Below are 23,796 nucleotides of genomic sequence, written 5' to 3' on the forward strand. Positions count from 1 at the left end.
GTGTAGATCTCGGGTTCAATAAATCAGTGTTTGGCAATGGATAACCTGGCCAGACTAGCACGAAACCGAACCTGCGAATTACCCTCCCCACAATGGCGGCCATTGCCCGTGAGCTTTGATGTACTGCTCAATCGGCTCGCTGCGGTAACCGCTGTCGTAGCGTTTCTTGACGCTGGGGTGTACGTAGGTCAGGTTGGCCTCAGGTACGGGAATGGTGCGAACCAGTTTGCCCAGCAGCCGGTACTTGCCCTTGTATTCATTGTGCTGCTCTGCCGTTGGGTGGGTTTGGGAAGGCAGGTTGTGATTAAACAGGAGCTTCTGCTTCCTCGCCTCGTCTGCCATCCAGAGTAACGGGATATCTGCCAGTATCTGGTTCGCCTTATCCGGTCCGTAGCCGCCACCGACATCCGAGTGCACCCCGGCAAACCACACCTGCTGAATGTCTGTGCCTTCCCTCGGCTCCCACAGCGTCGGTTCAAAATCCTCACGCTGCTCGTCCAGTGACAACGCATGCCGGGCGATTGCGATGTTGCTGCCAATCTCCCTGTCGTAGAACAGGTCTTTATCTTTAATCAGCCCGAAAAACGTAAACGGCAGCCCCAGAGCGCCCACGGTATCCCACACACCCACAAATTTTATGGGAGTGCGCAGCTCCACCGAATGGGCTTTCTTCCACGCCATGGCATGTTCGCCATTGGCAGAGTGTTTTTTGGTTTTGTAGAGCCGGAATGCGTTTTCAATCTGATTGGCGTGAATCTTCTTCAGAATGCTGCAGTTATTGATCATGCCGCACAGGCTGCGAGCCGTGTAGGCACCGCGACTGAAACCAAACATAAAAATCTCATCACCCGGCTCGTAGTTGTGCACCAGAAACCGGTAGCCATCCATCACATTCTTCTCCAGCCCTTTGCCCGTGGCGCCGGCCCGAAGCTGATCGTGATAGGAGCCAATGCCCCAATCGTAGAACACCACCTGCTCCACGCCCTGGTCATCGGTGGGCCGAATAGCCCGGGCAAACTGCAGAACATTGGTGGGAAAATCTTCGCCGATGTTTTCTTCCGGTCGGTTCCAGGTACCGTCAAAGCAAATGGCGATGCGTTTCATGGTAATGACCTCCTGTCATGCCAACACCTTGCTGCCATACACCAGAGCCAAAACTCCGGCAGGCAAGTACCGCCTGGCTGTTGTGAATGAGTAACTCTGGTAATTAAAGCCGATGGGGGCGGGATATACGAATGTGTTCGTACGAGTCATTGTCGATAAGATGCCAATAGGCACACATTCTGCTAAGCTCGGCCCATGAAGCAAATTAACTGGAATGCTGAAAAGAACCAGCAGTTGATGAGCGAGCGCGGAATTTCCTTTGAGGATGTCCTGTTTGCTCTTCAGTCTGGTGCTTTGCTTGATGATGGACCTCACCCCAACAGGGACAAGTATCCGAATCAACGCCTGTTTGTGGTTAGGATTGACGATTACGCCTGGCTGGTGCGGTACGTCGAGAATGATAGAGAGATCTTTCTCAAAACGGTTATCCCCAGCCGCAAGGCCACCAAGACATTTCTAGGGGGAGAGTATGGCCAAGACTAAATTAGATCCCGAAGAGCAAGAGCTACTGGAGGCTTACGAATCCGGGGAGTTCGAGTCAGATCTGGATGCCGATCGTCGGGAGTACCTGACGAAGTCAGCGGAAGAAAATTTCAAGAAAGACAAGCGGATAAATATACGCATCTCCAGTCGCGACCTGGAGGCACTACAACGTCGAGCGTTGGAAGAAGGGCTTCCTTATCAGTCTCTCGTTTCTAGTGTCCTGCACAAGTATGTCTCCGGCGGCCTCAAGGACATCTCTGCCAACAAGTCAGGCCAGCGGACGCGCTAAAGCGCGCCGCTGGCGGAGAAGACAGCGCGTCAAATGGAGTTCACGTGGACGAAAAACATATAACGCAAACCATAGTTTCAGCAATCTGTGTCTGGTGGTAACGCGGATAGTACCTAGCATCGCCCCCTCCTAACCTTCCAAAATAATGACCGCTTCCCATGTTATGCGGCTCTCATTTAGCCAAAAGTTTACCTTTACGTAAAGTGAAGGTTGTGCTAAATCTGACTTAGGTTTGTACAACCAACAACGACAACAAACGGAGTGTACGATGAGCCTTCCGCAATACAATGATGTGTTCAACAAGTTTGATGCGGCCGCGCTGGAAGCGGACATCCTGGACGGACGCCTGGAGAGTGGTCTGAACGTATGCCACGAAATTTGTGACCGATGGGCCGTTGACCCGCAAAAGGTTGCGCTCTATTACGAAAAAATCGGCGGTGGCGATGGCGTTCTTACCTTCGCTGAACTCAAAGCCGCGTCTGCACGTTTTGCCAACTATCTGAAGTCCTTGGGCGTCACCAAAGGTGACCGGGTAGCCGGCCTTCTGCCCAGGGGGCCGGAGCTGTTGATTGTGATTGCCGGAACCCTTCGCTTGGGCGCGGTGTACCAGCCGCTGTTCACCGCCTTTGGTTCCGGCGCTATCGAGTATCGCCTGGAGAAGGCGAGCACCCGGCTGGTGGTGACCGATCCAGACAACTACCCCAAGCTGGAAGAAGTCAAAAATTGCCCGCCGGTACTGTGCCTGAACGCGGCAGCCGCCGGTACGGATGTGCGCGATTTTGATGCGGTGTTGGCCGAACAGTCGGATCAGTGCGAGCCGGCGATGATCACTGGCAACGATCCGTTCCTGCAGATGTTTACCTCCGGTACCGTTGGTAAGGCTAAAGGCGTGGCCGTGCCCGCCAAGGCGTTGTTGGCGTTCTACGTTTACATGAAATACGCCATCGATCTGCGCGAAGACGATGTGTTCTGGAATGTGGCAGACCCCGGTTGGGCCTATGGCCTCTATTACGCAGTCACCGGCCCGCTGCTGATGGGCCATGCCACCCATTTCAATCCCAACCCGTTCACCCCGGAATCCACCTACGAGATGATCCGCAAGTACCGGATCACCAACCTGGCAGCGGCGCCGACGGCCTATCGCCTGCTCAAGGCGAACGATCAGGTTCTGCCGGAAGGGGAGAATCTTGGCCTGAGGGTGTGCAGCAGCGCCGGCGAGCCCCTGAATCCTGAGGTGGTGAACTGGATTGCCCGTCGTCACTTCTGCCCGGTGAAAGACCATTACGGCCAGACCGAAACCGGTATGACCTGTTGCAACTTCCACGGCCTGGACCACCCGATTCGCCAGGGCTCTATGGGGTTCTCATCGCCAGGCCACAGAGTAGTGGCGTTGAACGAAAAAAATGAAGAGGTGGGAGAGGGCGAAATCGGCCAGTTGGCAGTGGATCTCAAGGCGTCGCCGCTGTTCCATTTTGATGGCTACACCTGGGGCGAGAAAGACCCGTTCGTGAACGGCTACTACCTGACCGGCGACATGGTGATCTGCCATGGCGATGGCAGTTTCTCCTTCAGCGGCCGTGACGACGACATTATCACCACAGCAGGTTACCGCGTAGGGCCAGCAGATGTTGAAAGTACCCTGCTGGAGCATGCGGCGGTGGCCGAATCCGGTGTGGTGGCCAAGCCGGATGAAAAGCGCGGCTCGATCATCAAGGCCTATGTGGTTATCAAATCTGGTCAGGAGCCGGCGGACGACGCCGTGCTCAAAGAAGAGCTGCAGGAACTGGTCCGTCACCGCTTGTCTACCCACGCCTACCCGCGGGAAATCGAGTTTGTGGAAGAGTTGCCAAAAACCCCCAGCGGCAAGATCCAACGCTTTGTGTTGCGCAACCGGGCCAAAGAGGAAGTCGCTGTATGAAGATTACCTTTGAGGAGCTGCGCTATTTCCTTGAAGAGCAGTTTCCGCAGGGGGCCTCATACGGCACCCTGCAGGAACTGGGTGATGGCTGGGCAGAAATGAAGCTGGAGGTAGATAAAGAACACCTGCGCCCGGGTGGAACAGTGGCCGGCCCCGCCATGATGGGGCTGGCCGATGTTGCCATGTATGCCGCGTTGCTCAGCAAGATTGGCCTGGTGCCTTTGGCCGTCACCACCAACCTGAATATCAACTTCCTTAGAAAACCCGTGGCTCATGCGCCTATCTGGGCCAGGGCGACCATTCTCAAGGTGGGGCGAACCATCGGTGTGGGTGAAGTGTTTGTGTATTCCGAGGGTTCGGAGGAGCCCGTTGCGCACTCCACCATGACCTATTCCATACCGCCGGAAAAATAACCAAGTTTGTTCTTGACGTTTACGTATACGTCAATCTAATCTGTGGGTTGATTGTTAAATACAACAATAACAAAAGGTGAAGTGGCTCATGAGTGAACAGTTCGTTCTCGAGACCCGTAACTTGGTCAAGGAATTCAAAGGATTTGTAGCGGTTGATAACGTCAACCTGCAGGTCCGGCAGGGTGATATCCATGCACTGATCGGGCCCAATGGCGCGGGCAAGACCACGGTCTTTAACCTGCTGACCAAATTCCTGAGCCCGACCAGAGGCCAGATTCTCTACCACGGTGAAGACATCACTTCGCTGAAGTCTGCCGCCATTGCCCGTAAGGGTATCGTCCGTTCTTTCCAGATATCAGCAGTGTTTCCCCATATGACTGCCCTGGAAAATATCCGCATTGCACTGCAAACCGCGGAGGGCACCTCATTCAGTTTCTGGAAATCCGGCGCTTCCCTGAACCGGCTGAACCAGCGCTGTATGGAATTGCTCGATTCTGTAGGCCTTATCGAGTTTGCCAACACCACCACTGTGGAACTGGCCTATGGCCGCAAGCGCGCGCTGGAACTGGCCACTACCCTGGCGATGGAGCCCAAGCTGCTGTTGCTGGACGAACCAACCCAGGGCATGGGCTCGGAAGACGTAGACCGGGTAGTGGAACTGGTGCGCAAGGCCGCCGCAGGGCGCACCGTTCTGATGGTGGAGCACAACCTGAGTGTGGTCAGCAAACTGTGCGACCGCATCACGGTACTGGCCCAAGGCGCGGTGCTGACAGAAGGTGATTATCAAGCGGTCTCTGCAGACCCGAGGGTGCGTGAAGTTTACATGGGCAGCGATGGCAGCGGAGAACGCGGTGGCAAGAGTCCCGCCGAGCAGGCGGAGGCAGCACAATGAGCCAGAACCCCCAGAAAGACTACGAACAGTTGCGGGTGTCTGGCCTGCACGCCTTTTACGGTGAATCTCACATTCTCCATGGCGTTGACCTGATGGTTAAGCGCGGCGAGCTGGTTACCCTGCTTGGCCGTAACGGCGCCGGCCGCAGCACCACCCTTAAGGCCATTATGAATATGGTGGGCCGCCGCACCGGCTCCATCATGATTAACGGCGAAGAAACCATGCAGTGCGCGCCGCATCATATTGCGAGGTTGGGAGTGGGGTATTGCCCCGAACACCGGGGCATTTTTTCCTCTCTCAACGTTCAGGAAAACCTCACTTTGCCGCCGGTGGTGCGCAGTGGCGGTATGAGCCTGGAAGAAATCTACGACATGTTCCCAAACCTGTATGAACGTCGGTTCAGCCAGGGCACCAAGCTGTCCGGTGGTGAGCAGCAGATGCTGGCGATGGCCCGTATCCTGCGCACTGGCGCCAATATGCTCCTGCTCGATGAGATCACGGAAGGGCTTGCACCCGTGATTGTCGAGAAGCTGGGTGAGGTGCTGATGGCGCTCAAAGAAAAAGGCCTGACCATCATACTGGTTGAACAGAATTTCCACTTTGCAGCCCCGCTGGCTGACCGGCATTACGTGGTTGAGCATGGGCAGATTGTGGAAGAAATCCACGCCGATGAACTGAGTGCCAAACAATCGGTGCTGGACGGCTATTTAGGGGTCTGAACTCCGGATAGAACGAGTGCAACAAAACCAATAACTCCAACAACATCAACCAACGCAAGACAGTAGCGGAGATACAATAATGACAATTACCAAAAAGCTTCTGACCTCAGCCGTTGCCTCAGCCCTGATGGTGAGTGGCGCGCAGGCGGCCATTTCTGATAATACCGTGAAGATCGGCTACCTGGCCGACATGTCTGGTACCTATCGTGACCTGGCGGGCCCCAATGGCCTCAAGGCCCTGCAGATGGCCATCAAGGATTTCGGTGGCACTGTGAACGGCGCCAAGATCGAAGTCGTCAGTGCTGATGATCGTAATAATCCCGATGCTTCTTCCAGTACCGTTCGCCGCTGGGTGGAAAACGACAAGGTAGACATGGTTGCGGGCCTGGTGGCTTCGTCTGTCACCATCGCAGTCAGCAAGATCCTTGAGGAGAGTGACCGGCTGGGCATTGTTTCCGGTTCTGCTGCCTCAAGCATCACCAATGAGCACTGCACCACCAACCACATTCACTATGTGTATGACACCTATCCGCTGGCCAACGGCACCGCCAGTGCAGTGGTTAAAGAGGGTGGCAAGAGCTGGTACCTGATGACCGCAGACTACGCGTTTGGTCACGCCCTGGAGGCAGACGTTACCCGCGTAGTGGAGGCCAACGGAGGTGAGATCGTCGGCTCTGTACGCCATCCGTTCCCGACCCAGGATTTCTCCTCCTTCGTGCTGCAGGCTCAGGCTTCCGGTGCGGATGTCGTTGGCCTGGCCAACGCCGGTTCAGACACCACCAACGCCATCACCACCGCCAGTGAATTCGGCGTCACCCAGGCCGGCCAGACCCTGGCCGCCTTGCTGCTGTTCCTGACCGACGTACACGCACTGGGTGTTGATACAGCCCAGGGTATCCAGCTCACCACTGGGTGGTACTGGGACATGAACGATGCCACCCGGGAGTGGTCAGACCGCTTCATGAAAGAAACCGGTGTTCGGCCCACCATGGTGCACGCGGGTATCTACTCCAGCACCCTGCATTACCTGAATGCGGTTGCCGCGGCAGGATCGGACGATGCCCAAACCGTTCGCAAGCAGATGATGGACACACCCATCAACGACATGTTCGCCACCAATGGTCGTATCCGTGCTGACGGCCGGATGGTGCACGACATGTATCTGGCCGAGGTGAAAACGCCGGCGGAGTCCAAGAATGAGTGGGATCTGTACAAGATTCTGCGGACCATTCCGGCCGATGAAGCCTACCGCCCACTCTCTGAGAGCAAGTGCAAACTGGTTACTAACTGAGGCTGAGGAAAGCTGAGGCACGCCCTGCAACAGGGCAGGGCGTGCCCGGCGTGTCACTGAGCCGACAAGCTCAATACCAATGTATGTGCTGCTTGTGGAGTTAAACCCATGACCATGATTTTCGGCGTCCCTCTTGCTGTGCTCTCCGGTCAGCTTTTGATCGGATTCATCAATGGCGCCTTCTATGCCCTGTTAAGTCTGGGCCTCGCGATCATCTTTGGCCTGCTGAAGATCATCAACTTCGCCCACGGTGCCATGTATATGTTGGGTGCCCTGTTGACGGTGGTTATGTTCAACACCCTGGGCGTCAACTATTGGGTCGCCCTGTTTATGGCGCCGCTATTGGTCGGCGTGTTCGGGGTGCTGATCGAATTTTTCCTGCTGCGGCGAATTGCCGGGCAGGATCACATATACAGCCTGCTTCTCACCTTCGGGGTGGCGCTGATTATTCAGGGCGTGCTCACCAATATCTACGGTGTGTCTGGCCTGCGCTATGCCATGCCCGATATGTTCAAGGGCGGCATTAAGCTGGACTTTATGTTCCTGCCTTATTACCGGGCCTGGGTGATTGTGGTGGCGCTGCTGGTGTGTTTTGGCACCTGGTTCATGATTGAAAAAACCAAGCTGGGGGCCTACTTGCGTGCCGGCACGGAAGATTCCCAGCTCATGCAGGGCTTTGGCATCAACGTGCCCCTGCTGGTCAGTCTCACTTACGGCTTTGGTGTGGCGCTGGCGGCTTTTGCCGGTGTGCTTGCCGCACCCATCTACTCCGTCACGCCCGGAATGGGCGCCAATACGCTGATTGTGGTGTTTGCGGTGGTGGTAATTGGCGGTATGGGCTCCATTGGCGGGGCGATTATCACCGGCATTCTGATGGGCGTGATTGAAGGCCTCACCAAAACCTTTTACCCACCCGCGTCGTCTGCCGTTATTTTCCTGGTCATGGTGGTGGTGTTGATGTTCCGACCCTCCGGCCTGTTCGGTAAGGAAGCATAATCATGAGCCAATCCTTTAATCCCGCCGATGTGCGAAAGGCGATCATCGACCAGCAAAAGGCCCAGGATCGCCGGAAGATGCTCCTCAACGGCGTACTGCTGCTCTTGCTGCTGGCAGTGCCTTTCGCGATGTACCCGGTCTTCCTGATGAAGATCCTGTGCTTCGCACTCTTTGCGGTGGCCTTTAACCTGCTGTTCGGTTTTACCGGGCTGCTGTCCTTTGGGCATGCGGCGTTTCTCGCCACCGGTGGCTACACCACCGGTTACCTGCTCAGCAACTATTCAGGCCTGACCACGGAAGTGGGGATTATTGCAGGCACTCTGGTGGCGACCGCTCTGGGCCTGGCGTTTGCCTTGTTGTCCATTCGCCGGCAGGGGATCTACTTTGCCATGGTCACCCTGGCCCTGGCGCAGCTGGTCTACTTCTTCTTCGTGCAGTCGGAATTTACCGGCGGCGAAGACGGAATGCACGGCATCCCGCGGGGCCACCTGTTCGGCCTGATTGACCTCTCGAAGAACCTGAACATGTACTACTTCGTGCTGGCGGTGTTCATCGGTTGCTACCTGCTGGTTCAGCGTATTGTCAGCAGTCCCTATGGCCAGGTACTCAAGGCCATCAAGCAGAATGAGCCCCGGGCGGTGTCACTGGGCTATAACGTGGACCGCTATAAAGTGCTGGCGTTCGTGATTTCGGCGGCGCTGGCCGGGCTGGCGGGTTCCATGAAATCGGTGGTGTTCCAGCTGGCCTCGCTTAATGACGCACACTGGCACATGTCCGGTGAGGTCATACTGATGACGCTGGTCGGTGGTATGGGTACCTTGCTCGGCCCGATAGTGGGCGCCACCTTTGTGGTCAACATTGAATACCAGTTGTCCCAGGGGCCACTGAGGGATTGGGTGGATCCGATCCTTGGCGGTATCTTTGTGCTTACCGTACTGGCGTTCCGTAGCGGGATTGTTGGTGAAATCCAGAAATTCCTGCGGAAAAACCTGGGGTGAATCCGGCCTGAGCGGCTGTTGGCAAAGAGGCCTGCCAACAGCCAGCAGGGCGTTAAAGTCAGGTTAAGGACAACCAGGGCGCCGTATTACTACAAAGACTTCTCAGTTGATGACCTGCTTCCGAATGTGGTCAATCACCAACCCATGCTCATGCTGCGGGCTGAACATTACAATGTCGGTGTCTTGCTCGGCGCGCACACTGTGGCCGGGTGGCCAGTAGAATAGATCCCCGCTACGGGAGGTTTCTTCACTGCCATCCAAATACAGGGCCGTGATTTCCCCTTTCACTACATAACCCCAGTGAGGGCATTGACAGCGGTCGCCCTCAAGCCCGTGTAGCAACTCGGTGATGTCGGTGCCGGCACCAAAGGAGAAGTATTCAGCTCCCATGGTGTTGTAACCGAATACATCGCCAAAATCGGTTTGTTGTCGTGCTTTTGCCCCCGGAACATCAATTCGAACAGGTATATCCTCTTTTGCGATACGCATAGAAATCACCTCCGTGGTGCTTCTTTCTGGCTGCTCCTACCTCATATATACATCTCGGCAGCTATTTATAAAGGTAGCAGAAAGAACCGAGGCGGGATTAATGCTCACTCTATCAGTGTGAATGCCGGGTGGAGCCAGCCGTCAGAACACAAAGGAATCCATTGAAAGCACTCCGTGCTCAATGCCGCCTTCTATTACCGTGCCCCGGGCATCAGAATCACCGGTACCAAGGGCAACCAGCAGTGGCAGGAAATGCTCAATAGTGGGGTGCGCGCGGCGAGCATGGGGAGCCAGGGCCAGGGCGTTGACGAGTCGCTCATGGTCGCCTGCAATTACAGCTTCCCGAACCCAGTGGCTGAATTCCCGGGCGTATTCGCTTGCCCGTTTGTCGCGCCAGCGGACCTCATACAGGTTATGGGTCAGGCTGCCGGAGCCGATGATCAGAACACCCTCATCCCTCAACGGGGCGAGCGTCTGTCCCAGGCGCCACGCAGAGTGGCTGTCGAGCCAACCCGGCAGGGACACCTGGAATACCGGTACAGACGCGTCCGGGTAAAGATGCCGCAACGGCACCCAGGCACCGTGGTCCAGGCCGCGTTGGGCGTCGGCGACGGGTTTCCAGCCCGCTTCCTCAAGGAGTGAAAGCGCCATTCTGGCAAAAGCCGGGTGGCCGGGAGCCGGGTATTCGAGTTCATAAAGCGCGGGTTCGAAACCGTTGAAGTCGTGGATGGTTGCCGGTGTTTCGGCAAAGCCTACCCGCAACTCGGGTGTCATCCAGTGGGGCGACACCACCAGCACAGCAGCAGGCCTTGGAAGTTGTTGCCCCAGCCGGGTAAGGGCCGGGCCTGCCAGGCCCGGCTCCAGTGCAAAGGTGGGGGCGCCGTGGGATACAAACAGACTGGTCATGGCGCATTGGTCCTTCTTCAGAATCCGATGTGTCGTTCAGCGAGCGGTCACAAGGCGGTCAACCGATGCGCGCCCGGCGCCACTGAACACCAGTGAAACAGACGCTGCCAATAAGGCCAGGCCAAATTCGTAGCCATTGTTGCTCATGAACAGGCCGTTCTGGATGTGCACGCTGAAAATAGCAATCACCATGGCGAAGGCCAGAGCCGCACCGGCAGGGCGAACCAGCAGGCCGATAATCAGCGCCAAACCTCCGAAAAACTCCGCTCCACCGGCCAGCAGGGCCATCAGGTAGCCAGGGCTCAGGCCAATAGAATCCATCCATTGCCCGGTGCCTTCAAGGCCGTAGCCTCCGAACCAGCCGAACAATTTTTGGGCACCGTGGGCGGCGAAGATAAGGCCCACCGGAATACGCAATGCGAGGGCGCCCCAGCCAGCGTTGGTATTGAGCAGTCTGTTGATGAGTGCGTTGTTCATGACCGTGTTTCCTTCTGTGTGATTGAGTATGGGGCTACTTTACGGAGATCTATTTTTGGGATAAACGTGCATAAAGAAGATTAACTGTCTCGAAAAGTGGAACAATAGGATGGATCGGTTACTGGAAATGCAGACCTTCTGCGCTGTTGTGGAGGCCGGCAGCTTTGTGGCTGCCTCCGAGACCATGGGTGTGTCGAAAGCGGCGGTGTCGCGCTACATCAACGAGCTGGAATCGCGCCTTACCGTGCGACTGCTACACCGCACCACCCGACGGTTGTCCCTGACCGCGGAAGGGGAAGTGTTCTACGTTCGTTGCCGGGAACTGCTGGCGGGGGTGGAAGAGGCTGAAGCGGAACTGACCTCGCGCACCAGCGTCGCCAAGGGTGTGCTGCGCATCAACGCACCCGTGAGTTTCGGCATTCGACACCTGGCCCCGTTGTGGGGCGAGTTCCACGCCCGGTTTCCGGATGTGGAGTTAAACATCGACCTGTCTGATCGCATCGTGGATATCGTTGAAGAAGGCTTTGACTTGGCCATTCGTATTGCCAGCCTGCGAACCTCCACACTGGTGAGCCGTCGCCTCACCAATACCCGGTTGATGGTGTGCGCCTCTCCCGAATACATCCGGGCGAACGGTGTACCCGAAACGCCTGAAGACCTGATGCACCACAAGGTCATTGCCTACAGCAATCTGGCCAGTGGTAACGAATGGCAGTTTCAGGGACCTGATGGGCCCGTCAGCACGCGGGTGCGCCCTTGGATGTACGCCAACAACGGTGACACCTGTTGCGCAGCCGCCATGGCTCACCAGGGGGTGGTGTACCAGCCGAGCTTCCTGTTGCGTGATGATCTGGACTCGGGCAGGCTGGTGGAGTTGCTGCCTGAATACTGCTCTGCTGAACTGGGGGTATATGCGGTTTATCCCACCCGCAAGTTTGTTACGCCCAAGGTGAGGGCGCTGGTGGACTTCCTGGTTGCAACGTTGCCAGACGCTGTGTAGTGCCGCCGTAAATTTACAGTAGCCTGCCGGAGGTGACATGAAGTTTCCTTCAAGTACCTCGTTTGCCCTCCTGGGTGCCGCCCTGATCGCGATCAGCTTCGGGCTGGCCCGTTTCGCCTTCGGCTTGTTCGTGCCGCCGATCCGGTCAGAGTTGGAACTGTCGCCAGATATGATCGGCATCATCGGCGCGATTCCCCTCATCAGTTTTATCCTGGCGACCCTGGTCGCGCCGCTGGCGGCTGATCGCTTGGGCGCCCGCAACACAGCGGTGCTGTCTGGTAGCTTTGGTGCGGTTGGCCTGGCATTGATCAGCCAGGCGTCGGGTGCGCTGTCGCTGGGTGTGGGCGTGTTCGCCTGCGGCATTTGTACGGGCCTGATGATGCCGGCACTGACCGCGGCCATGCAGGCACTGGTAAAACGCTCACTGCATGGGCGTGTGAGCTCGGTGATGAACGCCGGTACCAGTGTGGGGGTGGTGATCGCCGCGCCAGCTATTCTGTTACTGGCCGAGGCCTGGCGCTATGCGTATGGCTCCTTTGCGGTTCTGGCCGTTATTGGGGTGTTGGCAACCTGGTATTTAATCCCCTCGGTTTCACGAGTGATGCCGGCGAACGCTGCGCCGCCGCCCGCCATTACTACCCTGCAGTGGGTGCGCCTGCTGCGGCTCTCATTGTTCGCCTTCGTGATGGGCTTTGTGTCCGCCGCGTACTGGATTTTTGCGCCGGACCTGGCGGTTACTGTGGGTGCCTTACCATCGGGCTCTACCGGCTGGCTGTGGCTGGGGGTAGGTCTGGCAGGGCTGGGCGGTGCCGTGGTTGCAGACCTTGCCGATCGCAACAACCCACCCATCACCCAGGCGCTGATGCTGATGATGCTGTCAGCCAGCCTGGCCCTGCTCGCCGCCAGCCCCGGCAATATAGTGACAGCAGTGTTTTCCGCGCTGGTATTTGGCCTGGCCTACATGAGCCTGACCGGCCTGTACCTGATGACTGGCATCCGCCTGCTACCCGGTCGGTTGTCTGTGGGGCCGGTGCTACCCTTTATATCGGTATCCCTTGGCCAGGCCGTCGGCTCGCCCATCGTGGGTATGTTGGTGAACGAGTTCAGTTATGCGGATGCGTTTGCCATGTTTGCCGCCATCGGCATTCTGGCGGCACTGCTTTCGCCGCTTTACCCGCGCTCCCTTGAACAGGGCGCAGAAGAACAGGGCGAAGATGAAACCGGCCTGCAGGCGGCTTATGACTATCAGTTGCAGACTGAGGAGGGGGAGCCGTATCGGGCTGTGAAAATCGAAGCCCCGGATCAGGATAAGTAAACCGATGTCATATTAAAGGCTCAGCCCTGCCGCAAAACTGATTCCGGCTGGGATCAGTTTTGCAGGCGGATGTCATCCTTCCACAGGAATCCCACGCCACCGGCCTGCCAGACGCCATCTTTATTAAATGGGTGAGGCCCGCTGATATTGATGTATTGCGGCAAGCCAAAGTGTGGCGCCAGATCCTGTTTTGATTTGACCGTGACACGATCTATGATCCGCAACCCCTGCTTTTCAGCTGGCATGTGTGCTTCCGGTGCCGCTCTGTGGGCCAGTGCCCAGTTATCAATGTAGAGCAGATCACCCGTGTCGTAGTGGTAGCGAATCCCGTAACCCTTCTCGAACGACGCGTTCATCAGATCGTTGTAGTCATTGAAAAGCGCCTTCATTTCTTCTTCGTTCAACAAACCCCCGGTCATCCCCAGATGAAGCCATACACTCTTCCTTCCGGACACCGGGTGCGTGTGGACGACGGGGTGGGTTACGCTGGACGCGGAATTCACCGACACAAGGCGCTCCCAGAAGGCCTGCTTTTCCGCGGGCAGGGCATCAAAGGCCGCGCCCTGGTGAGCGAAGTGTGTGCCGCCTCCCTGTTCCGGCGCGCGAGCCATGTAGTAAGCAGAGTGCGAAAAAGTGGCAGCTTCAAAACTGCCATCGTTGTGCCACTGAGGCCCCACGCCCAGGATCCCGTGGCGGCTGTCATTGGAACAGCGGAAGATGTGCCTGTTTCGACCTGGTGTGGCAGGGTGAACCCCGTGGGTTGAGTGGATCTCGTGAGCGCCCCACCATTTGCTCACCTCGACCAGTTCATCGGCCGAAAGATCGGTCTGCTGCTTGAAGACGATGAACCCCCGATTCGCCATTTCCACTTCCAGCGCCTCTATGACAGGCTCGGGGAGCCCGGCGCGAACATCGGCCCCGTAGATCTCAACGCCAAGCGGTTCTAACTGTTTGACGGTTAACCCCGCCTGCTCGATCAACGAGACTCGCTCAGGGTCGAGTGAAGGAATGGTTGGCAGGCTGCTGCTGTATGTTTCGGATGTTTGTCCCATAGTTGCGAGTTACCTCACTGGGTGAATTCCGTCCAGCTTAACTGAGTGTGTTGCAGTGACAACCCCCAATGGTAAAGGATTCGTGATGAATGTGATGAGACCAGATTTGGAGCCTGCCCCGCTCATTTCGCCGATTGTTAAATCTTTGCCTGTACGGTATTCTGCACACGAACAACATCCTGTACAGGAGCAGTCTAATGGATGCCATTAGCTACACAGCCGCTAGAACCAATCTGGCAAAAACCATGGAGCAGGTCTGTGAAGACCATTCTCCTGTGATCATCACCCGGAGCAAGGCACAATCCGTGGTCATGATCTCTCTTGAGGACTATGAGGCGTTGCAAGAGACCGCATACCTCTTGCGCGCACCAAAGAACGCCCGCCGTTTGCTGGAATCCGTTGCCGAGTTGGAGCAAGGCGGAGGGCAAGAAAGGGAACTTCTTGAATGAAACTCATCTTCTCCGAGAACGCCTGGGAAGACTATCTGTACTGGCAGAAGACCGATAAAAAGATTCTCAACCGAATCAACAAGCTGATCAAAGAAACCAAGCGAGAACCGTTCGAAGGTGTTGGCAAACCAGAACCCCTCAAACACAGCCTCGCCGGATACTGGTCTCGACGGATCAACGAAGAACACCGCATGGTCTACAAAGTCACGGACGACGCTTTGCTTATCGCCCAGCTCCGGTACCACTACTGATTTAACGCCTTACCCACCGGTTTGAGGCCGCTAAGCGGCGGAAAATCGGTCACTGTGCAGCCGTTGGTTATGCCGTGTGCCCAATTTCCGATACAGCAGTCCACGGACGAATATTCTTTAACTGATCCTCCAGGGCATCTTCCGCAATCTCAGTGTCGTAGGCTGCCTGAGCTCGCAACCAGTAGCCGTTAGACAAACCAAAGAAGCGACAGAGTCGCAGGTCCGTGTCTGCGGTAATCGAACGTTTTCCCGCAATGATCTGGCCTATTCTCTGAGCAGGCACCCCAATTTCTTTGGCCAGGCGGTATTGAGAAATGCCCATCGGCTCCAGAAACTCTTCTTTCAGCAACTCGCCTGGCGTGACAGCATCAATGTTGCGCATGAGCCACCTCCTAATGGTAATCAACAATTTCGACATCTTCCGCGCCAGCCTTGGTCCAGCGGAAGCAAACCCGGAACTGTTTGTTGATTCGAATGCTGTGCTGGCCTTGGCGGTCACCATGCAATGGCTCCAACATATTTCCGGGCGGTACTTTCAAATCATCCAACTGGCTTGCAGCTTGGAGTTGCCGAATTTTCCTCAAGGCAACTCGCTCGAAATTGACGAAGCGCCTGACGCGGCGTCCACTTGCCAGTTTCTCGGTATCCTTACACTTGAACGATATGATCATGGTTCAATAATGACGCCCTTCGTCAATAACGTCAACCGTTATTATCTGGCAGGTAGGTCTGGAGAAAGGCATAACGCCTGCAGCAAGCGCGGTGATATTGCACCACTTTGGTGGACACTTTACGCACTGAGCTTTTCATAATCCTCCGGGGATTGGTAGCCCAGGCTCGAGTGCAGCCGCAATGAAAAAGCTGTCGCTGTGCCTGGGATTGTTAGTTCATTTTCCTAGATTCAGCTCTGAACGCATTTGGTTAATAATTTCGTCCTTAAGGTTCTTAATCTTTTGCCCTTTATCCTTCATTTTCTTAGCAATTGGCGTCTCGAACTCTTGCGACGCAAGGGCTTGCTGCATTTCACCCAGCAATTCAGAAGACATCTCCAGAATTTCTTGATTTAGCTGTTCAAATTCTGAGGTTAAATAGAAAAGCCTGTCAGACCCCAGAATTTTGAGCGTTGTAATTTCTTGAGTAGCCTTTCTATAAGAATCCTGAATCTGATGAGGAAATTTCCCAACTTCATCCTGAAATTTGATTAGGGCATCAGGAGAGCTTTTGGCTTCAAGGAAGTCTCGAAACGCATTTCGCAGCGTCACCTTTGAAAACTCTTCATAATCAACACCCACTCCTGCGGCAGCTTCTTCGAATTTTCGAAAGTATTCGGTATATACTTTTGTCCTTATTTCGAAGACTTTGTCTTCACGCTCCCTTTTCGCTTTTGAGTAGTGGAGCAAGACTGGCATTATAACGGACGCAAGCACAACGCTTACAGCCGGCACTACTATCTTCGGGTCTAGCCAAACCGCCATAGAAGTTGCCTCTACCACACCTTGTTCCACGAACTCTCCTTACGAACTAACGCCCGCAGCATGCGCGGCTTTGGAATGGAGGCGAAGCCGCAATGTAAAAGACGTCGCCGTACCTGCGATTGTTAGGGCTAGTGCGGCAATTGGTACGAAACATTGCCGTTATTCACCTTTATGTATTTACGCTGCTCAAGGTCCTTCACAATTGAGCTTAGCTGCTGTTCCGACAGCTTCTCTGTGAATAGCGAATTGATGGTGTTAGAGAGCGTCTTCACCTTGCGAGGGCGAGACTGCCCCCGGCCTGCCAGGTTTTTCACGATGGCGGACACCATATCGTCGGTAGAGGTAGCCGTGGACATTCTTACTACAGGAATTTCCGCTAAGTCTCGCTCACGCTGGATTTTGATGCCACGCGATTTGAGATGCTTGATCAGCGTGTCAAAACCGGTATCTCGGGAAATGATGTGGAAGTACGCACCTGAGTCCTTGGCAGCCAGCTCACCAATGTAATAGGCAATGTGGAAATCGAGAGCGTTTTTGCCTGTGCCCGTAATTTTTATATATCGTGCAGCATCACCAAGCCCCTGCATCGCAGCAGCTAGGTCAAACGGTATCTTTACCTGGTTCGCACCAACGAAAACCACCACCTTGAAAGGGTGCCGTTTGAGAACCTCCAGGTTACTCGGCTGCACATTTTCAAAATCTATCAAGACATAGTTTGTTGCCAAGCAGACTCTCCTTGTTTTTGGCCCTAGCAGCAATTAGGCAGCAGTCACACCGCCAACAAAAACGCGACCGCCTCACGATCACCGCTTGGTTTGTAAGCTAATCAACAAAATAGCCTATAAATCATGGTCCTGCAAAACAACTATCCAGAATTCTTGTAATAACGCCGCGCAAAAACGAAGAGCGCTTCATGATTGAAGCCCCAAGGCGAAGTCACCGCAGAAAAATAAAAACCCCGACACAAGGCCGGGGTCTGAAGGGTGTGACTGGCGCAGGGGGATGGCTTACTTCTTCAACCCCATCTCCTCAATCGAAATCTCCCGCATTTTGAACTTCTGAATCTTCCCGGTGACGGTCATCGGGAAGGAGTCGACAAACTTGTAGTTCTTCGGAATCTTGAAGTGGGCGATTTTGCCTTTGCAGAAGGCCTGCAGGTCTTCTCCAGTCACCGGGTCTGTGTCTGGGCGCAGTTTTACCCAGGCAATCAGTTCTTCGCCGTATTTCTCATCGGGTATGCCGGTTACCTGCACGTCTTCGATGGCGGGGTGGGTGTAGAGGAATTCTTCGATTTCTTTCGGGTAGATGTTCTCGCCGCCGCGAATCACCATATCCTTGATGCGGCCGACGATCTGGATGTAGCCGTCTTCGTCCATGGTGGCCAGGTCGCCGGTGTGCATCCAGCCGGCGTCGTCGATGGCTTCGCGGGTTTTCTCTTCGTTGTTCCAGTACTTCAACATCACGCTGTAGCCGCGGGTGCAGAGTTCGCCAATTTCGCCGCGGGGCACCACGTTGCCGGTGCCTGGGTCGACGATTTTGGTTTCCAGGTGAGGTTGTGTTCGGCCCACGGTGGTCACCTGTTTTTCGAACGGGTCCTGGGAGCTGGTCTGGGTGGAGACCGGGCTGGTTTCGGTCATGCCGTAGGCGATCTGCACCTCCTTCATGTTCATCTTGCTGTTGACCTTCTTCATCACCTCGGCCGGGCAGATGGAGCCAGCCATGATGCCGGTGCGCAAGGTGGAAAGGTCGTAGCTGTCGAACTCCGGGTCGGCCAGTTCGGCGATGAACATGGTGGGTACGCCGTACAGGGCGGTAGCCTTTTCCTGGTGCACGGCCTGCAGTACGGTTTTAGGGTCAAAACCTTCGCCCGGGTAGATCATAGCGGTGCCGTGGGTAATGCAGCCCAGGTTGCCCATCACCATGCCGAAGCAGTGGTACAGGGGCACGGGGATGACCAGGCGGTCGTTCTCGGTCAGGCGCTGGCTTTCACCCACAAAGTAGCCGTTGTTGAGGATGTTGTGGTGGGTGAGGGTGGCGCCTTTGGGGTTGCCAGTGGTGCCGGAGGTGAACTGAATGTTGATGGGGTCATCAAACTGCAGCTCGCTCTGGCGTTTGCTGAGATCGGCTTCGGACACGTCGCTGGCAAAACCGATGAATTCTTTCCAGGTCCACATGCCGTCGTGCTTGTCTTCGTGCATGTTGATGACGGCGCGAAGGTCTGGCAGGTGATCGGCTTTGAGTTTGCCAGGGGCGCTGCGTTTCAGTTCGGGTGCCAGCTCGTAGATCATTGCCCGGTAATTGGAGGCTTTAAAGCTGTCTGCGGTGACCAGGGTGGTGATGCCGGCCAGGTTGAGGGCGTATTGGAGTTCGTGCACGCCGTAAGCCGGGTTGATGTTTACCAGGATGGCGCCGACTTTGGCGGTGGCGAACTGGGTAACGGTCCACTCATAGCGGTTGGGGGACCAGATGCCTACCCGGTCACCGCGTTTGACGCCGATGGCCATAAAGGCGCGGGCGGCTTCGTTGACCTTGTCGACAAACTCTTTGTAGGTCCAGCGGATGTCCTGGTGCAGGCACACCAGGGCGTCGTTGTTGGGGAATTTTTCGGCGGTGCGGTCGAGCATGTCGCCGATGGTCATGCCCAGTAGCGGTTTATCGGCGGTGCTGCTCGTATAGCTGGGATTGGAACTTGGGAGAGTCTTGCTCATATCTCTGCCTCCATTTGTTTTTGTAATTGAGGGCTGGCAAGTCAACGCACTTGCTAGCGACTCTGGCTGTGGTATTCCGGGTTGGGTTGCATGTCGCTGGCGATGGCCACGCGGTTACTCATATTGTAAAAGCCGATCAGGTTGCTCAGGTCCCAGATGCCCCGGTCGCTCAGGCCGGCGTCTCGCAGGGCCTGGGTGTGTTCTTCGGTAACAAGGGCGGGTGTGCGGGTGAGCAGGGACGCGAAATCGAGCATGGCGCGCTGGCGTTGATCGAGTTTGGCGCTGCGGTAGTTCATCACCATGTGTTCGCCCAGAGCTGGGTCGCCGCTCAGTACCCGAACGGCGGCACCGTGGGCGACCAGGCAGTAGAAGCATTTGTTCTCTGAGGAGACCACAACGGCCACCATTTCCCGCTCGAGTTTGCTGAGTTCGCTTTCGCCGAGCATGAGTTCGTTGTAGAGGCGGGTGAAGCCTTCGAGCTGTTTTAGGTTGTGGCTGTAGGCGGTGAGTACGTTGGGGATCATGCCGAGTTTTTCCTGGCAGATCTGGAAGTACTTTTGGGTGTCTTCGGGCATGTCGCTGATCTCCGGGATGGGGAGATCCAGGGCTACCACGTTTTTGTTGCTCATTCTTGGGCTCCTAGCCTTCTTGCTTGGGCGTGTTGGGGAGCCGGTACACCTTCCCGGGACACGCTGTGAATACCCGTGAGCGGGTCCGGCCCGCAATCGCAGATTGCGGTCGTTCGGCTGTCGCAAGAAGCTTCGCTTCTTAAACGCTCGGCCGAACCCATGTACGTTGTCTGCAGCATCCATGCTGCAGACAGTCCCGGGAAGGTGTACCGGCTCCCCAATTCGATCATTGGCAGTGTCCGCCTAGTGCTTGTCCGACTTTGGAACCGTTGTGGCGGTTCAGCTGGTTGCTGATCCAGTCGCCGGTGGCTACTAACTTTTCGAGATCAACGCCGGTTTCTATGCCCAGACCGTTAAGCAGGTATAGCACGTCTTCGGTGGCTACATTGCCGGATGCGCCTTTGGCGTAGGGGCAGCCGCCGAGGCCAGCGACGGAGGCATCAATAACGCTCACACCCTCCTTCAGCACCGCGTACAGGTTGGCCAGGGCCTGGCCGTAGGTATCGTGGAAGTGGGCCGCGAGTTTTTCCATGGGCACGTGAGCGGCGACGGCTTCGAGCATGCGTTTGGCTTTTAGCGGGGTGCCTACGCCGATGGTGTCGCCCAGGGAGATTTCGTGGCAGCCCATGTCGTACAGGGCTTTGGCTACGATGGCGACTTGTGCCGGGGCGATGTCGCCTTCGTAGGGACAGCCCATGACGGTGGAAACATATCCGCGCACGGGGATACCGTGTTTGCGGGCTTCTTCCAGCACCGGGGCGAAGCGTTCCAGGCTTTCGGCGATGGTGCAGTTGATGTTCTTTTTGGTGAAGCTTTCCGAGGCGGCGCCGAATACGGCGACTTCGTCTGCCTTCGCGGCCAGGGCGCCCTCGAAACCTTTCAGATTGGGGGTGAGGGCGGAGTAGCGTACGCCGGGTTTGCGGGTGATGCCGGCCATCACCTCGGCGGCGTCGGCCATTTGTGGCACCCATTTGGGCGACACAAAGCTGGCGGCTTCGATGTGGCTCAGGCCGCAGTCGGCCAGGCGGTCGATGAGGCCGGTTTTGATGGTGGTGGCAATCACTGCGCCGGGCTCGTTTTGCAGGCCGTCCCGGGGGCTCATCTCAACCAGGCGCACCTGTTTGGGAAAGGCCATCAGCCTGCCTCCTCTTCGGTGACTTCGATGGCGATCAGCTCGGCGCCTTCGGAGACCTGGTCGCCTTCGGCGAAGAAGATGTCGGTGACAACGCCGTCGGCCGGGGCTTTGATGGCGTGTTCCATCTTCATGGCTTCCATGATCACCAGGCTTTGGCCGGCTTTGACCTGGTCGCCGACCTTCGCTTGCACGGCGACGATGGCGCCGTTCATGGGGGCGGCCAGGCTGCCTTCGCCGGCCATTTCCTCAAAGCCGTAGCTTTCTTTGTAGAGGGTGCAGTTGAAGGTGTCGCCCTCGTAGAAGAGCACCAGCTGGTCGTTTTGCAGATTGCCGTGGATGCTGATGCGATGGCCGTTGATGACCGCCTGCAGGTAGTCGTCGTCCAGTTTGGCCGTGAGGTTGTACACACTGCCGCCAACAAACACCTGGTAGCGGTCGTCCCGCTCCAGAATTTTCAGGTCGTGGACGTCTTCACCTACCTGCAACTGCAGCGGCTGGGCGTATTCGGAGTTCATGCGCCAGCTGTTCTGGCGGGCAAAGGGCGACCAGGGGTCGGTGCTGATCACTTCCCGGGATTTGCGTTGTTCCAGCACAAAGCCGGCAGCCAGCACCAGGGCTTTGTGGGTATCCAGCCTGGATTTCGGGAACAGCAGTGCCCGGTGGTCCTCGATGAAGCCGGTAGTCAGCTCTGCCTCCCGAAACGGCTGGGCGTCGGCCAGGGCGTGCAGGAAGCGGATATTGGTTTTCACGCCGGCAATGCGGTAGTGCTCCAGGGCCTGGACCATGCGGTTGATGGCCTGGTCCCGGGTTTCGTCCCACACGATGAGTTTGGCGATCATCGGGTCGTAATGGATGCTGATGTCATCGCCTTCAGTAACACCGGTGTCCACCCGCACATGGGCGCTTTCATCCGGCGTGCTCAGGTAGCGCAGGTTGCCGGTGGCGGGCAGGAAGTCCTGGTCCGGGTCTTCGGCGTAGATGCGGGCTTCCAGGGCGTGGCCCCGGGTTTTTACCTCGGATTGCTCCAGTGGCAGGGGTTCGCCCCAGGCCACTTTCAGCTGCCATTCCACCAGATCCTGACCGGTGACCATTTCGGTGACCGGGTGTTCCACCTGCAGGCGGGTGTTCATTTCCATGAAGAAGAAGGAGCCGTCTACGTCGTAGAGGAATTCCACGGTGCCAGCGCCCACGTAGTTGATGGCCTGGGCGGCTTTAACGGCGGCTTCGCCCATGGCTTTGCGGGTTTCGTCACTCAGGCCCGGCGCTGGGGCTTCTTCCAGGACTTTCTGGTGGCGGCGCTGCACGGAGCAGTCCCGTTCCGCCAGGTACACGCCCTTGCCGCTTTGATCACAGAACACCTGGATTTCCACGTGGCGCGGCTGGGTCAGGTAGCGTTCGATGAGCATGTCCGGGTTGCCGAAGGCGTTCTTTGATTCCCGTTTGGCGGCGGCCAGGGCGTCGTCGAAGTCTTCCATGCGTTCGACCACGCGCATGCCTTTGCCACCGCCACCGGCAACAGCTTTCAGCAGCAGTGGGAAACCGCATTTCTCAGCCTCCTGGCGCAGGGTTTCCGGGGATTGGTCGTCGCCGTGGTAGCCGGGCACCAGCGGCACGCCGGCTTTTTCCATGATGGCCTTGGCGGCGGATTTGGAACCCATGGCTGCGATGGCGGAGGAGGGCGGGCCGATGAACACGATGTTGTTGGCTTCGCAGGCTTCGGCGAACTGGGTGTTCTCAGACAGGAATCCGTAACCCGGATGGATGGCCTGGGCGCCGCTCTCTTTTGCAATTTCAATGATCTTGTCGGCTTTCAGGTAGCTCTCGGAGCTGGGGGCCGGGCCAATGTGGAAGGCTTCGTCGGCCATGGCCACATGCCGGGCGTCGGCGTCTGCATCGGAATACACGGCAACGCAGCGAATGCCCATGCGATGGGCGGTATGGATGATCCGGCAGGCGATTTCGCCGCGGTTGGCAATCAGAATTTTGCTGAACATTGTTGTTATTCCTCCGGAACCCAGTTGGCCTTGCGCTTGTTCAGAAAGGCGCTGAGGCCCTCCTGTCCCTCTGCACCCACCCGGATGTCCGCGATGCGTTGTGCGGTGTCGTCGATCACGTCCTGGCCGATCACCTTGTGGCTGACGGCAAATACCAGATCTTTGGCGGCTTTCATGGCTTCTGGCCCGTTGAGGGCAAGCTGCAAAAGCAGTTCGTCGCAGCGGCGTTCCATGGCGCTTTCGTCTTCACACACTTCGTGCACCAGACCGAAGTGTTCGGCTTGCCGGGCGGTGAAGACTTCGGCACTGATAAAGTAGCGCCGGGCCTGGCGCTCACCGATGGCACGCACCACGTAGGGGCTGATCACGGCGGGAATCAGGCCCAGTTTGACTTCGCTCAGGCAGAAGCTGGCTTTCTCGGTGGCCAGTACGATGTCGCAACAGGCGGCCAGGCCAACGGCGCCTCCAAAGGCGGCTCCCTGAACCAGGCCGATCACCGGCTTGGCCAGGTGGTTGAGCACGTTCATCAGCCGCGCTAGTTGCCGCGAGTCGTCCAGGTTTTCCTGTCGGCTGTTGTCCGCCATGCGGCGCATCCAGCCCAGATCCGCTCCGGCGGAGAAGTGTTTGCCTTCGGAGCGCAGGATGACAACGTGGGTGTTGTTGTCTGTGTCTACCTGTTCCAGCGCCTTGATCAGTTGCTGGATGATGACGTCGTCAAAGGCGTTGCGTTTGTCTGGGCGGTTGAGGACGACCTCGGTGACGCCCTTGGCGCGGTGATTGAGGCGAACCGCTGGTTCCTGATCGGTCATGGCG

27 protein-coding genes are annotated in these 23,796 nt (G+C 56.8%); 13 read left to right on the forward strand and 14 right to left on the reverse strand.

The genetic code is table 11. The features are described 5' to 3' along the window. Window positions 1-78: 78 nt before the first annotated feature. Window positions 79-1,104, reverse strand: coding sequence for a DUF2235 domain-containing protein (locus ACTZWX_RS15530; protein WP_444714687.1), 1,026 nt, complete (start codon window positions 1,102-1,104; stop codon window positions 79-81). A 195-nt stretch (window positions 1,105-1,299) separates the two neighbouring features. Between ACTZWX_RS15530 and ACTZWX_RS15535 the strand changes: the two genes are divergently transcribed. The 9 genes from ACTZWX_RS15535 (at window position 1,300) to ACTZWX_RS15575 (ending at window position 9,103) form a co-directional block, all read left to right on the forward strand. Further along, on the forward strand, window positions 1,300-1,587 hold the full coding sequence (locus ACTZWX_RS15535) for a DUF4258 domain-containing protein (RefSeq protein WP_444714688.1): 288 nt from the start codon (window positions 1,300-1,302) through the stop codon (window positions 1,585-1,587). Beyond that, entirely contained in the window at window positions 1,574-1,876 is a 303-nt protein-coding gene (locus ACTZWX_RS15540; protein ID WP_444714689.1) for a CopG family antitoxin, read from the forward strand. The genes ACTZWX_RS15535 and ACTZWX_RS15540 overlap by 14 nt, the downstream gene beginning before the upstream one ends. 268 nt (window positions 1,877-2,144) lie before the next feature. After that, window positions 2,145-3,794: an AMP-binding protein gene (locus ACTZWX_RS15545; RefSeq protein ID WP_444714690.1), complete on the forward strand. Its 1,650-nt coding sequence runs from the start codon at window positions 2,145-2,147 to the stop codon at window positions 3,792-3,794. Continuing rightward, the gene (locus ACTZWX_RS15550; protein ID WP_444714691.1) at window positions 3,791-4,207 is read left to right on the forward strand and encodes a PaaI family thioesterase; all 417 of its coding nucleotides are present in this window, start codon (window positions 3,791-3,793) and stop codon (window positions 4,205-4,207) included. The genes ACTZWX_RS15545 and ACTZWX_RS15550 overlap by 4 nt, the downstream gene beginning before the upstream one ends. A gap of 88 nt (window positions 4,208-4,295) precedes the next feature. Continuing rightward, window positions 4,296-5,099, forward strand: a complete 804-nt coding sequence (locus ACTZWX_RS15555; protein WP_058092359.1) for an ABC transporter ATP-binding protein — start codon at window positions 4,296-4,298, stop codon at window positions 5,097-5,099. After that, on the forward strand, window positions 5,096-5,818 hold the full coding sequence (locus ACTZWX_RS15560; protein WP_444714692.1) for an ABC transporter ATP-binding protein: 723 nt from the start codon (window positions 5,096-5,098) through the stop codon (window positions 5,816-5,818). Before ACTZWX_RS15555 ends, ACTZWX_RS15560 begins: the two co-directional genes overlap by 4 nt. A gap of 79 nt (window positions 5,819-5,897) precedes the next feature. After that, window positions 5,898-7,109: an ABC transporter substrate-binding protein gene (locus tag ACTZWX_RS15565; protein WP_444714693.1), complete on the forward strand. Its 1,212-nt coding sequence runs from the start codon at window positions 5,898-5,900 to the stop codon at window positions 7,107-7,109. Between the two features lie 108 nt (window positions 7,110-7,217). Then, a complete protein-coding gene (locus ACTZWX_RS15570) occupies window positions 7,218-8,105 on the forward strand; it encodes a branched-chain amino acid ABC transporter permease (protein ID WP_432210626.1) in 888 nt (295 codons plus the stop codon). Window positions 8,106-8,107: 2 nt separating this feature from the next. Then, entirely contained in the window at window positions 8,108-9,103 is a 996-nt protein-coding gene (locus ACTZWX_RS15575) for a branched-chain amino acid ABC transporter permease (protein ID WP_444714694.1), read from the forward strand. A gap of 102 nt (window positions 9,104-9,205) precedes the next feature. On the opposite strand, the gene ACTZWX_RS15580 is transcribed toward ACTZWX_RS15575, so the two are convergent. The 3 genes from ACTZWX_RS15580 to ACTZWX_RS15590 form a co-directional block, all read right to left on the reverse strand. Then, the gene (locus tag ACTZWX_RS15580; RefSeq protein WP_444714695.1) at window positions 9,206-9,592 is read right to left on the reverse strand and encodes a hypothetical protein; all 387 of its coding nucleotides are present in this window, start codon (window positions 9,590-9,592) and stop codon (window positions 9,206-9,208) included. Between the two features lie 141 nt (window positions 9,593-9,733). Then, the gene (locus ACTZWX_RS15585; protein WP_444714696.1) at window positions 9,734-10,498 is read right to left on the reverse strand and encodes a dioxygenase family protein; all 765 of its coding nucleotides are present in this window, start codon (window positions 10,496-10,498) and stop codon (window positions 9,734-9,736) included. A 36-nt stretch (window positions 10,499-10,534) separates the two neighbouring features. Then, on the reverse strand, window positions 10,535-10,975 hold the full coding sequence (locus tag ACTZWX_RS15590) for a DoxX family protein (RefSeq protein WP_444714697.1): 441 nt from the start codon (window positions 10,973-10,975) through the stop codon (window positions 10,535-10,537). A 109-nt stretch (window positions 10,976-11,084) separates the two neighbouring features. Here ACTZWX_RS15590 and ACTZWX_RS15595 point away from each other — a divergent pair, with 109 nt between their 5' ends. Continuing rightward, a complete protein-coding gene (locus tag ACTZWX_RS15595; RefSeq protein WP_444714698.1) occupies window positions 11,085-11,975 on the forward strand; it encodes a LysR family transcriptional regulator in 891 nt (296 codons plus the stop codon). A gap of 37 nt (window positions 11,976-12,012) precedes the next feature. Beyond that, the gene (locus ACTZWX_RS15600) at window positions 12,013-13,290 is read left to right on the forward strand and encodes an MFS transporter (RefSeq protein ID WP_444714699.1); all 1,278 of its coding nucleotides are present in this window, start codon (window positions 12,013-12,015) and stop codon (window positions 13,288-13,290) included. Window positions 13,291-13,343: 53 nt separating this feature from the next. On the opposite strand, the gene ACTZWX_RS15605 is transcribed toward ACTZWX_RS15600, so the two are convergent. Continuing rightward, window positions 13,344-14,270: a TauD/TfdA dioxygenase family protein gene (locus ACTZWX_RS15605; RefSeq protein ID WP_444714700.1), complete on the reverse strand. Its 927-nt coding sequence runs from the start codon at window positions 14,268-14,270 to the stop codon at window positions 13,344-13,346. A 269-nt stretch (window positions 14,271-14,539) separates the two neighbouring features. On the opposite strand from ACTZWX_RS15605, the gene ACTZWX_RS15610 reads away from it, so the two are divergent. Continuing rightward, window positions 14,540-14,791, forward strand: coding sequence for a type II toxin-antitoxin system Phd/YefM family antitoxin (locus ACTZWX_RS15610; protein WP_444714701.1), 252 nt, complete (start codon window positions 14,540-14,542; stop codon window positions 14,789-14,791). After that, window positions 14,788-15,042 carry a Txe/YoeB family addiction module toxin gene (locus ACTZWX_RS15615; RefSeq protein WP_189571006.1) on the forward strand — a complete coding sequence of 85 codons (255 nt, stop codon included), beginning with the start codon at window positions 14,788-14,790 and terminating at the stop codon, window positions 15,040-15,042. Before ACTZWX_RS15610 ends, ACTZWX_RS15615 begins: the two co-directional genes overlap by 4 nt. Before the next feature lie 67 nt (window positions 15,043-15,109). Here ACTZWX_RS15615 and ACTZWX_RS15620 read toward each other — a convergent pair whose 3' ends face one another. The 9 genes from ACTZWX_RS15620 to ACTZWX_RS15660 form a co-directional block, all read right to left on the reverse strand. Beyond that, the gene (locus ACTZWX_RS15620) at window positions 15,110-15,424 is read right to left on the reverse strand and encodes a HigA family addiction module antitoxin (RefSeq protein ID WP_444714702.1); all 315 of its coding nucleotides are present in this window, start codon (window positions 15,422-15,424) and stop codon (window positions 15,110-15,112) included. 10 nt (window positions 15,425-15,434) lie between these two features. After that, entirely contained in the window at window positions 15,435-15,713 is a 279-nt protein-coding gene (locus ACTZWX_RS15625; RefSeq protein ID WP_152437606.1) for a type II toxin-antitoxin system RelE/ParE family toxin, read from the reverse strand. Window positions 15,714-15,929: 216 nt separating this feature from the next. Further along, window positions 15,930-16,547: a hypothetical protein gene (locus ACTZWX_RS15630; RefSeq protein ID WP_444714703.1), complete on the reverse strand. Its 618-nt coding sequence runs from the start codon at window positions 16,545-16,547 to the stop codon at window positions 15,930-15,932. 98 nt (window positions 16,548-16,645) lie between these two features. Further along, window positions 16,646-17,242 (reverse strand): PIN domain-containing protein, encoded by a 597-nt coding sequence (locus ACTZWX_RS15635; protein WP_444714704.1) that lies wholly within the window; start codon window positions 17,240-17,242, stop codon window positions 16,646-16,648. A 282-nt stretch (window positions 17,243-17,524) separates the two neighbouring features. Then, window positions 17,525-19,225, reverse strand: coding sequence for an AMP-binding protein (locus tag ACTZWX_RS15640; RefSeq protein WP_444714705.1), 1,701 nt, complete (start codon window positions 19,223-19,225; stop codon window positions 17,525-17,527). Between the two features lie 53 nt (window positions 19,226-19,278). Beyond that, window positions 19,279-19,854 carry a peroxidase-related enzyme gene (locus ACTZWX_RS15645; RefSeq protein ID WP_432210645.1) on the reverse strand — a complete coding sequence of 192 codons (576 nt, stop codon included), beginning with the start codon at window positions 19,852-19,854 and terminating at the stop codon, window positions 19,279-19,281. Between the two features lie 226 nt (window positions 19,855-20,080). Continuing rightward, window positions 20,081-20,989 (reverse strand): hydroxymethylglutaryl-CoA lyase, encoded by a 909-nt coding sequence (locus tag ACTZWX_RS15650; RefSeq protein ID WP_444714706.1) that lies wholly within the window; start codon window positions 20,987-20,989, stop codon window positions 20,081-20,083. Continuing rightward, window positions 20,989-22,983 carry an acetyl/propionyl/methylcrotonyl-CoA carboxylase subunit alpha gene (locus ACTZWX_RS15655; RefSeq protein WP_444714707.1) on the reverse strand — a complete coding sequence of 665 codons (1,995 nt, stop codon included), beginning with the start codon at window positions 22,981-22,983 and terminating at the stop codon, window positions 20,989-20,991. The genes ACTZWX_RS15650 and ACTZWX_RS15655 overlap by 1 nt, the downstream gene beginning before the upstream one ends. Window positions 22,984-22,988: 5 nt before the next feature. After that, window positions 22,989-23,792: an enoyl-CoA hydratase-related protein gene (locus ACTZWX_RS15660; RefSeq protein ID WP_444714708.1), complete on the reverse strand. Its 804-nt coding sequence runs from the start codon at window positions 23,790-23,792 to the stop codon at window positions 22,989-22,991. Window positions 23,793-23,796: the final 4 nt, after the last annotated feature.

This window comes from Marinobacter sp. NSM (genome assembly GCF_052380025.1).
Classification (GTDB): Bacteria; Pseudomonadota; Gammaproteobacteria; order Pseudomonadales; family Oleiphilaceae; genus Marinobacter.

What these genes read in the sequence shown, in the direction of transcription:
- ACTZWX_RS15580 (WP_444714695.1), bottom strand. Translation starts at nt 9,592, where the DNA reads ATGCGTATCGCAAAAGAGGATATACCTGTTCGAATTGATGTTCCGGGG.
- ACTZWX_RS15595 (WP_444714698.1), top strand. Translation starts at nt 11,085, where the DNA reads ATGGATCGGTTACTGGAAATGCAGACCTTCTGCGCTGTTGTGGAGGCC.
- ACTZWX_RS15540 (WP_444714689.1), top strand. Translation starts at nt 1,574, where the DNA reads ATGGCCAAGACTAAATTAGATCCCGAAGAGCAAGAGCTACTGGAGGCT.
- ACTZWX_RS15650 (WP_444714706.1), bottom strand. Translation starts at nt 20,989, where the DNA reads ATGGCCTTTCCCAAACAGGTGCGCCTGGTTGAGATGAGCCCCCGGGAC.
- ACTZWX_RS15640 (WP_444714705.1), bottom strand. Translation starts at nt 19,225, where the DNA reads ATGAGCAAGACTCTCCCAAGTTCCAATCCCAGCTATACGAGCAGCACC.
- ACTZWX_RS15615 (WP_189571006.1), top strand. Translation starts at nt 14,788, where the DNA reads ATGAAACTCATCTTCTCCGAGAACGCCTGGGAAGACTATCTGTACTGG.
- ACTZWX_RS15585 (WP_444714696.1), bottom strand. Translation starts at nt 10,498, where the DNA reads ATGACCAGTCTGTTTGTATCCCACGGCGCCCCCACCTTTGCACTGGAG.
- ACTZWX_RS15535 (WP_444714688.1), top strand. Translation starts at nt 1,300, where the DNA reads ATGAAGCAAATTAACTGGAATGCTGAAAAGAACCAGCAGTTGATGAGC.
- ACTZWX_RS15545 (WP_444714690.1), top strand. Translation starts at nt 2,145, where the DNA reads ATGAGCCTTCCGCAATACAATGATGTGTTCAACAAGTTTGATGCGGCC.
- ACTZWX_RS15530 (WP_444714687.1), bottom strand. Translation starts at nt 1,104, where the DNA reads ATGAAACGCATCGCCATTTGCTTTGACGGTACCTGGAACCGACCGGAA.
- ACTZWX_RS15555 (WP_058092359.1), top strand. Translation starts at nt 4,296, where the DNA reads ATGAGTGAACAGTTCGTTCTCGAGACCCGTAACTTGGTCAAGGAATTC.
- ACTZWX_RS15625 (WP_152437606.1), bottom strand. Translation starts at nt 15,713, where the DNA reads ATGATCATATCGTTCAAGTGTAAGGATACCGAGAAACTGGCAAGTGGA.
- ACTZWX_RS15600 (WP_444714699.1), top strand. Translation starts at nt 12,013, where the DNA reads ATGAAGTTTCCTTCAAGTACCTCGTTTGCCCTCCTGGGTGCCGCCCTG.
- ACTZWX_RS15660 (WP_444714708.1), bottom strand. Translation starts at nt 23,792, where the DNA reads ATGACCGATCAGGAACCAGCGGTTCGCCTCAATCACCGCGCCAAGGGC.
- ACTZWX_RS15565 (WP_444714693.1), top strand. Translation starts at nt 5,898, where the DNA reads ATGACAATTACCAAAAAGCTTCTGACCTCAGCCGTTGCCTCAGCCCTG.
- ACTZWX_RS15575 (WP_444714694.1), top strand. Translation starts at nt 8,108, where the DNA reads ATGAGCCAATCCTTTAATCCCGCCGATGTGCGAAAGGCGATCATCGAC.
- ACTZWX_RS15590 (WP_444714697.1), bottom strand. Translation starts at nt 10,975, where the DNA reads ATGAACAACGCACTCATCAACAGACTGCTCAATACCAACGCTGGCTGG.
- ACTZWX_RS15570 (WP_432210626.1), top strand. Translation starts at nt 7,218, where the DNA reads ATGACCATGATTTTCGGCGTCCCTCTTGCTGTGCTCTCCGGTCAGCTT.
- ACTZWX_RS15620 (WP_444714702.1), bottom strand. Translation starts at nt 15,424, where the DNA reads ATGCGCAACATTGATGCTGTCACGCCAGGCGAGTTGCTGAAAGAAGAG.
- ACTZWX_RS15655 (WP_444714707.1), bottom strand. Translation starts at nt 22,983, where the DNA reads ATGTTCAGCAAAATTCTGATTGCCAACCGCGGCGAAATCGCCTGCCGG.
- ACTZWX_RS15610 (WP_444714701.1), top strand. Translation starts at nt 14,540, where the DNA reads ATGGATGCCATTAGCTACACAGCCGCTAGAACCAATCTGGCAAAAACC.
- ACTZWX_RS15550 (WP_444714691.1), top strand. Translation starts at nt 3,791, where the DNA reads ATGAAGATTACCTTTGAGGAGCTGCGCTATTTCCTTGAAGAGCAGTTT.
- ACTZWX_RS15560 (WP_444714692.1), top strand. Translation starts at nt 5,096, where the DNA reads ATGAGCCAGAACCCCCAGAAAGACTACGAACAGTTGCGGGTGTCTGGC.
- ACTZWX_RS15645 (WP_432210645.1), bottom strand. Translation starts at nt 19,854, where the DNA reads ATGAGCAACAAAAACGTGGTAGCCCTGGATCTCCCCATCCCGGAGATC.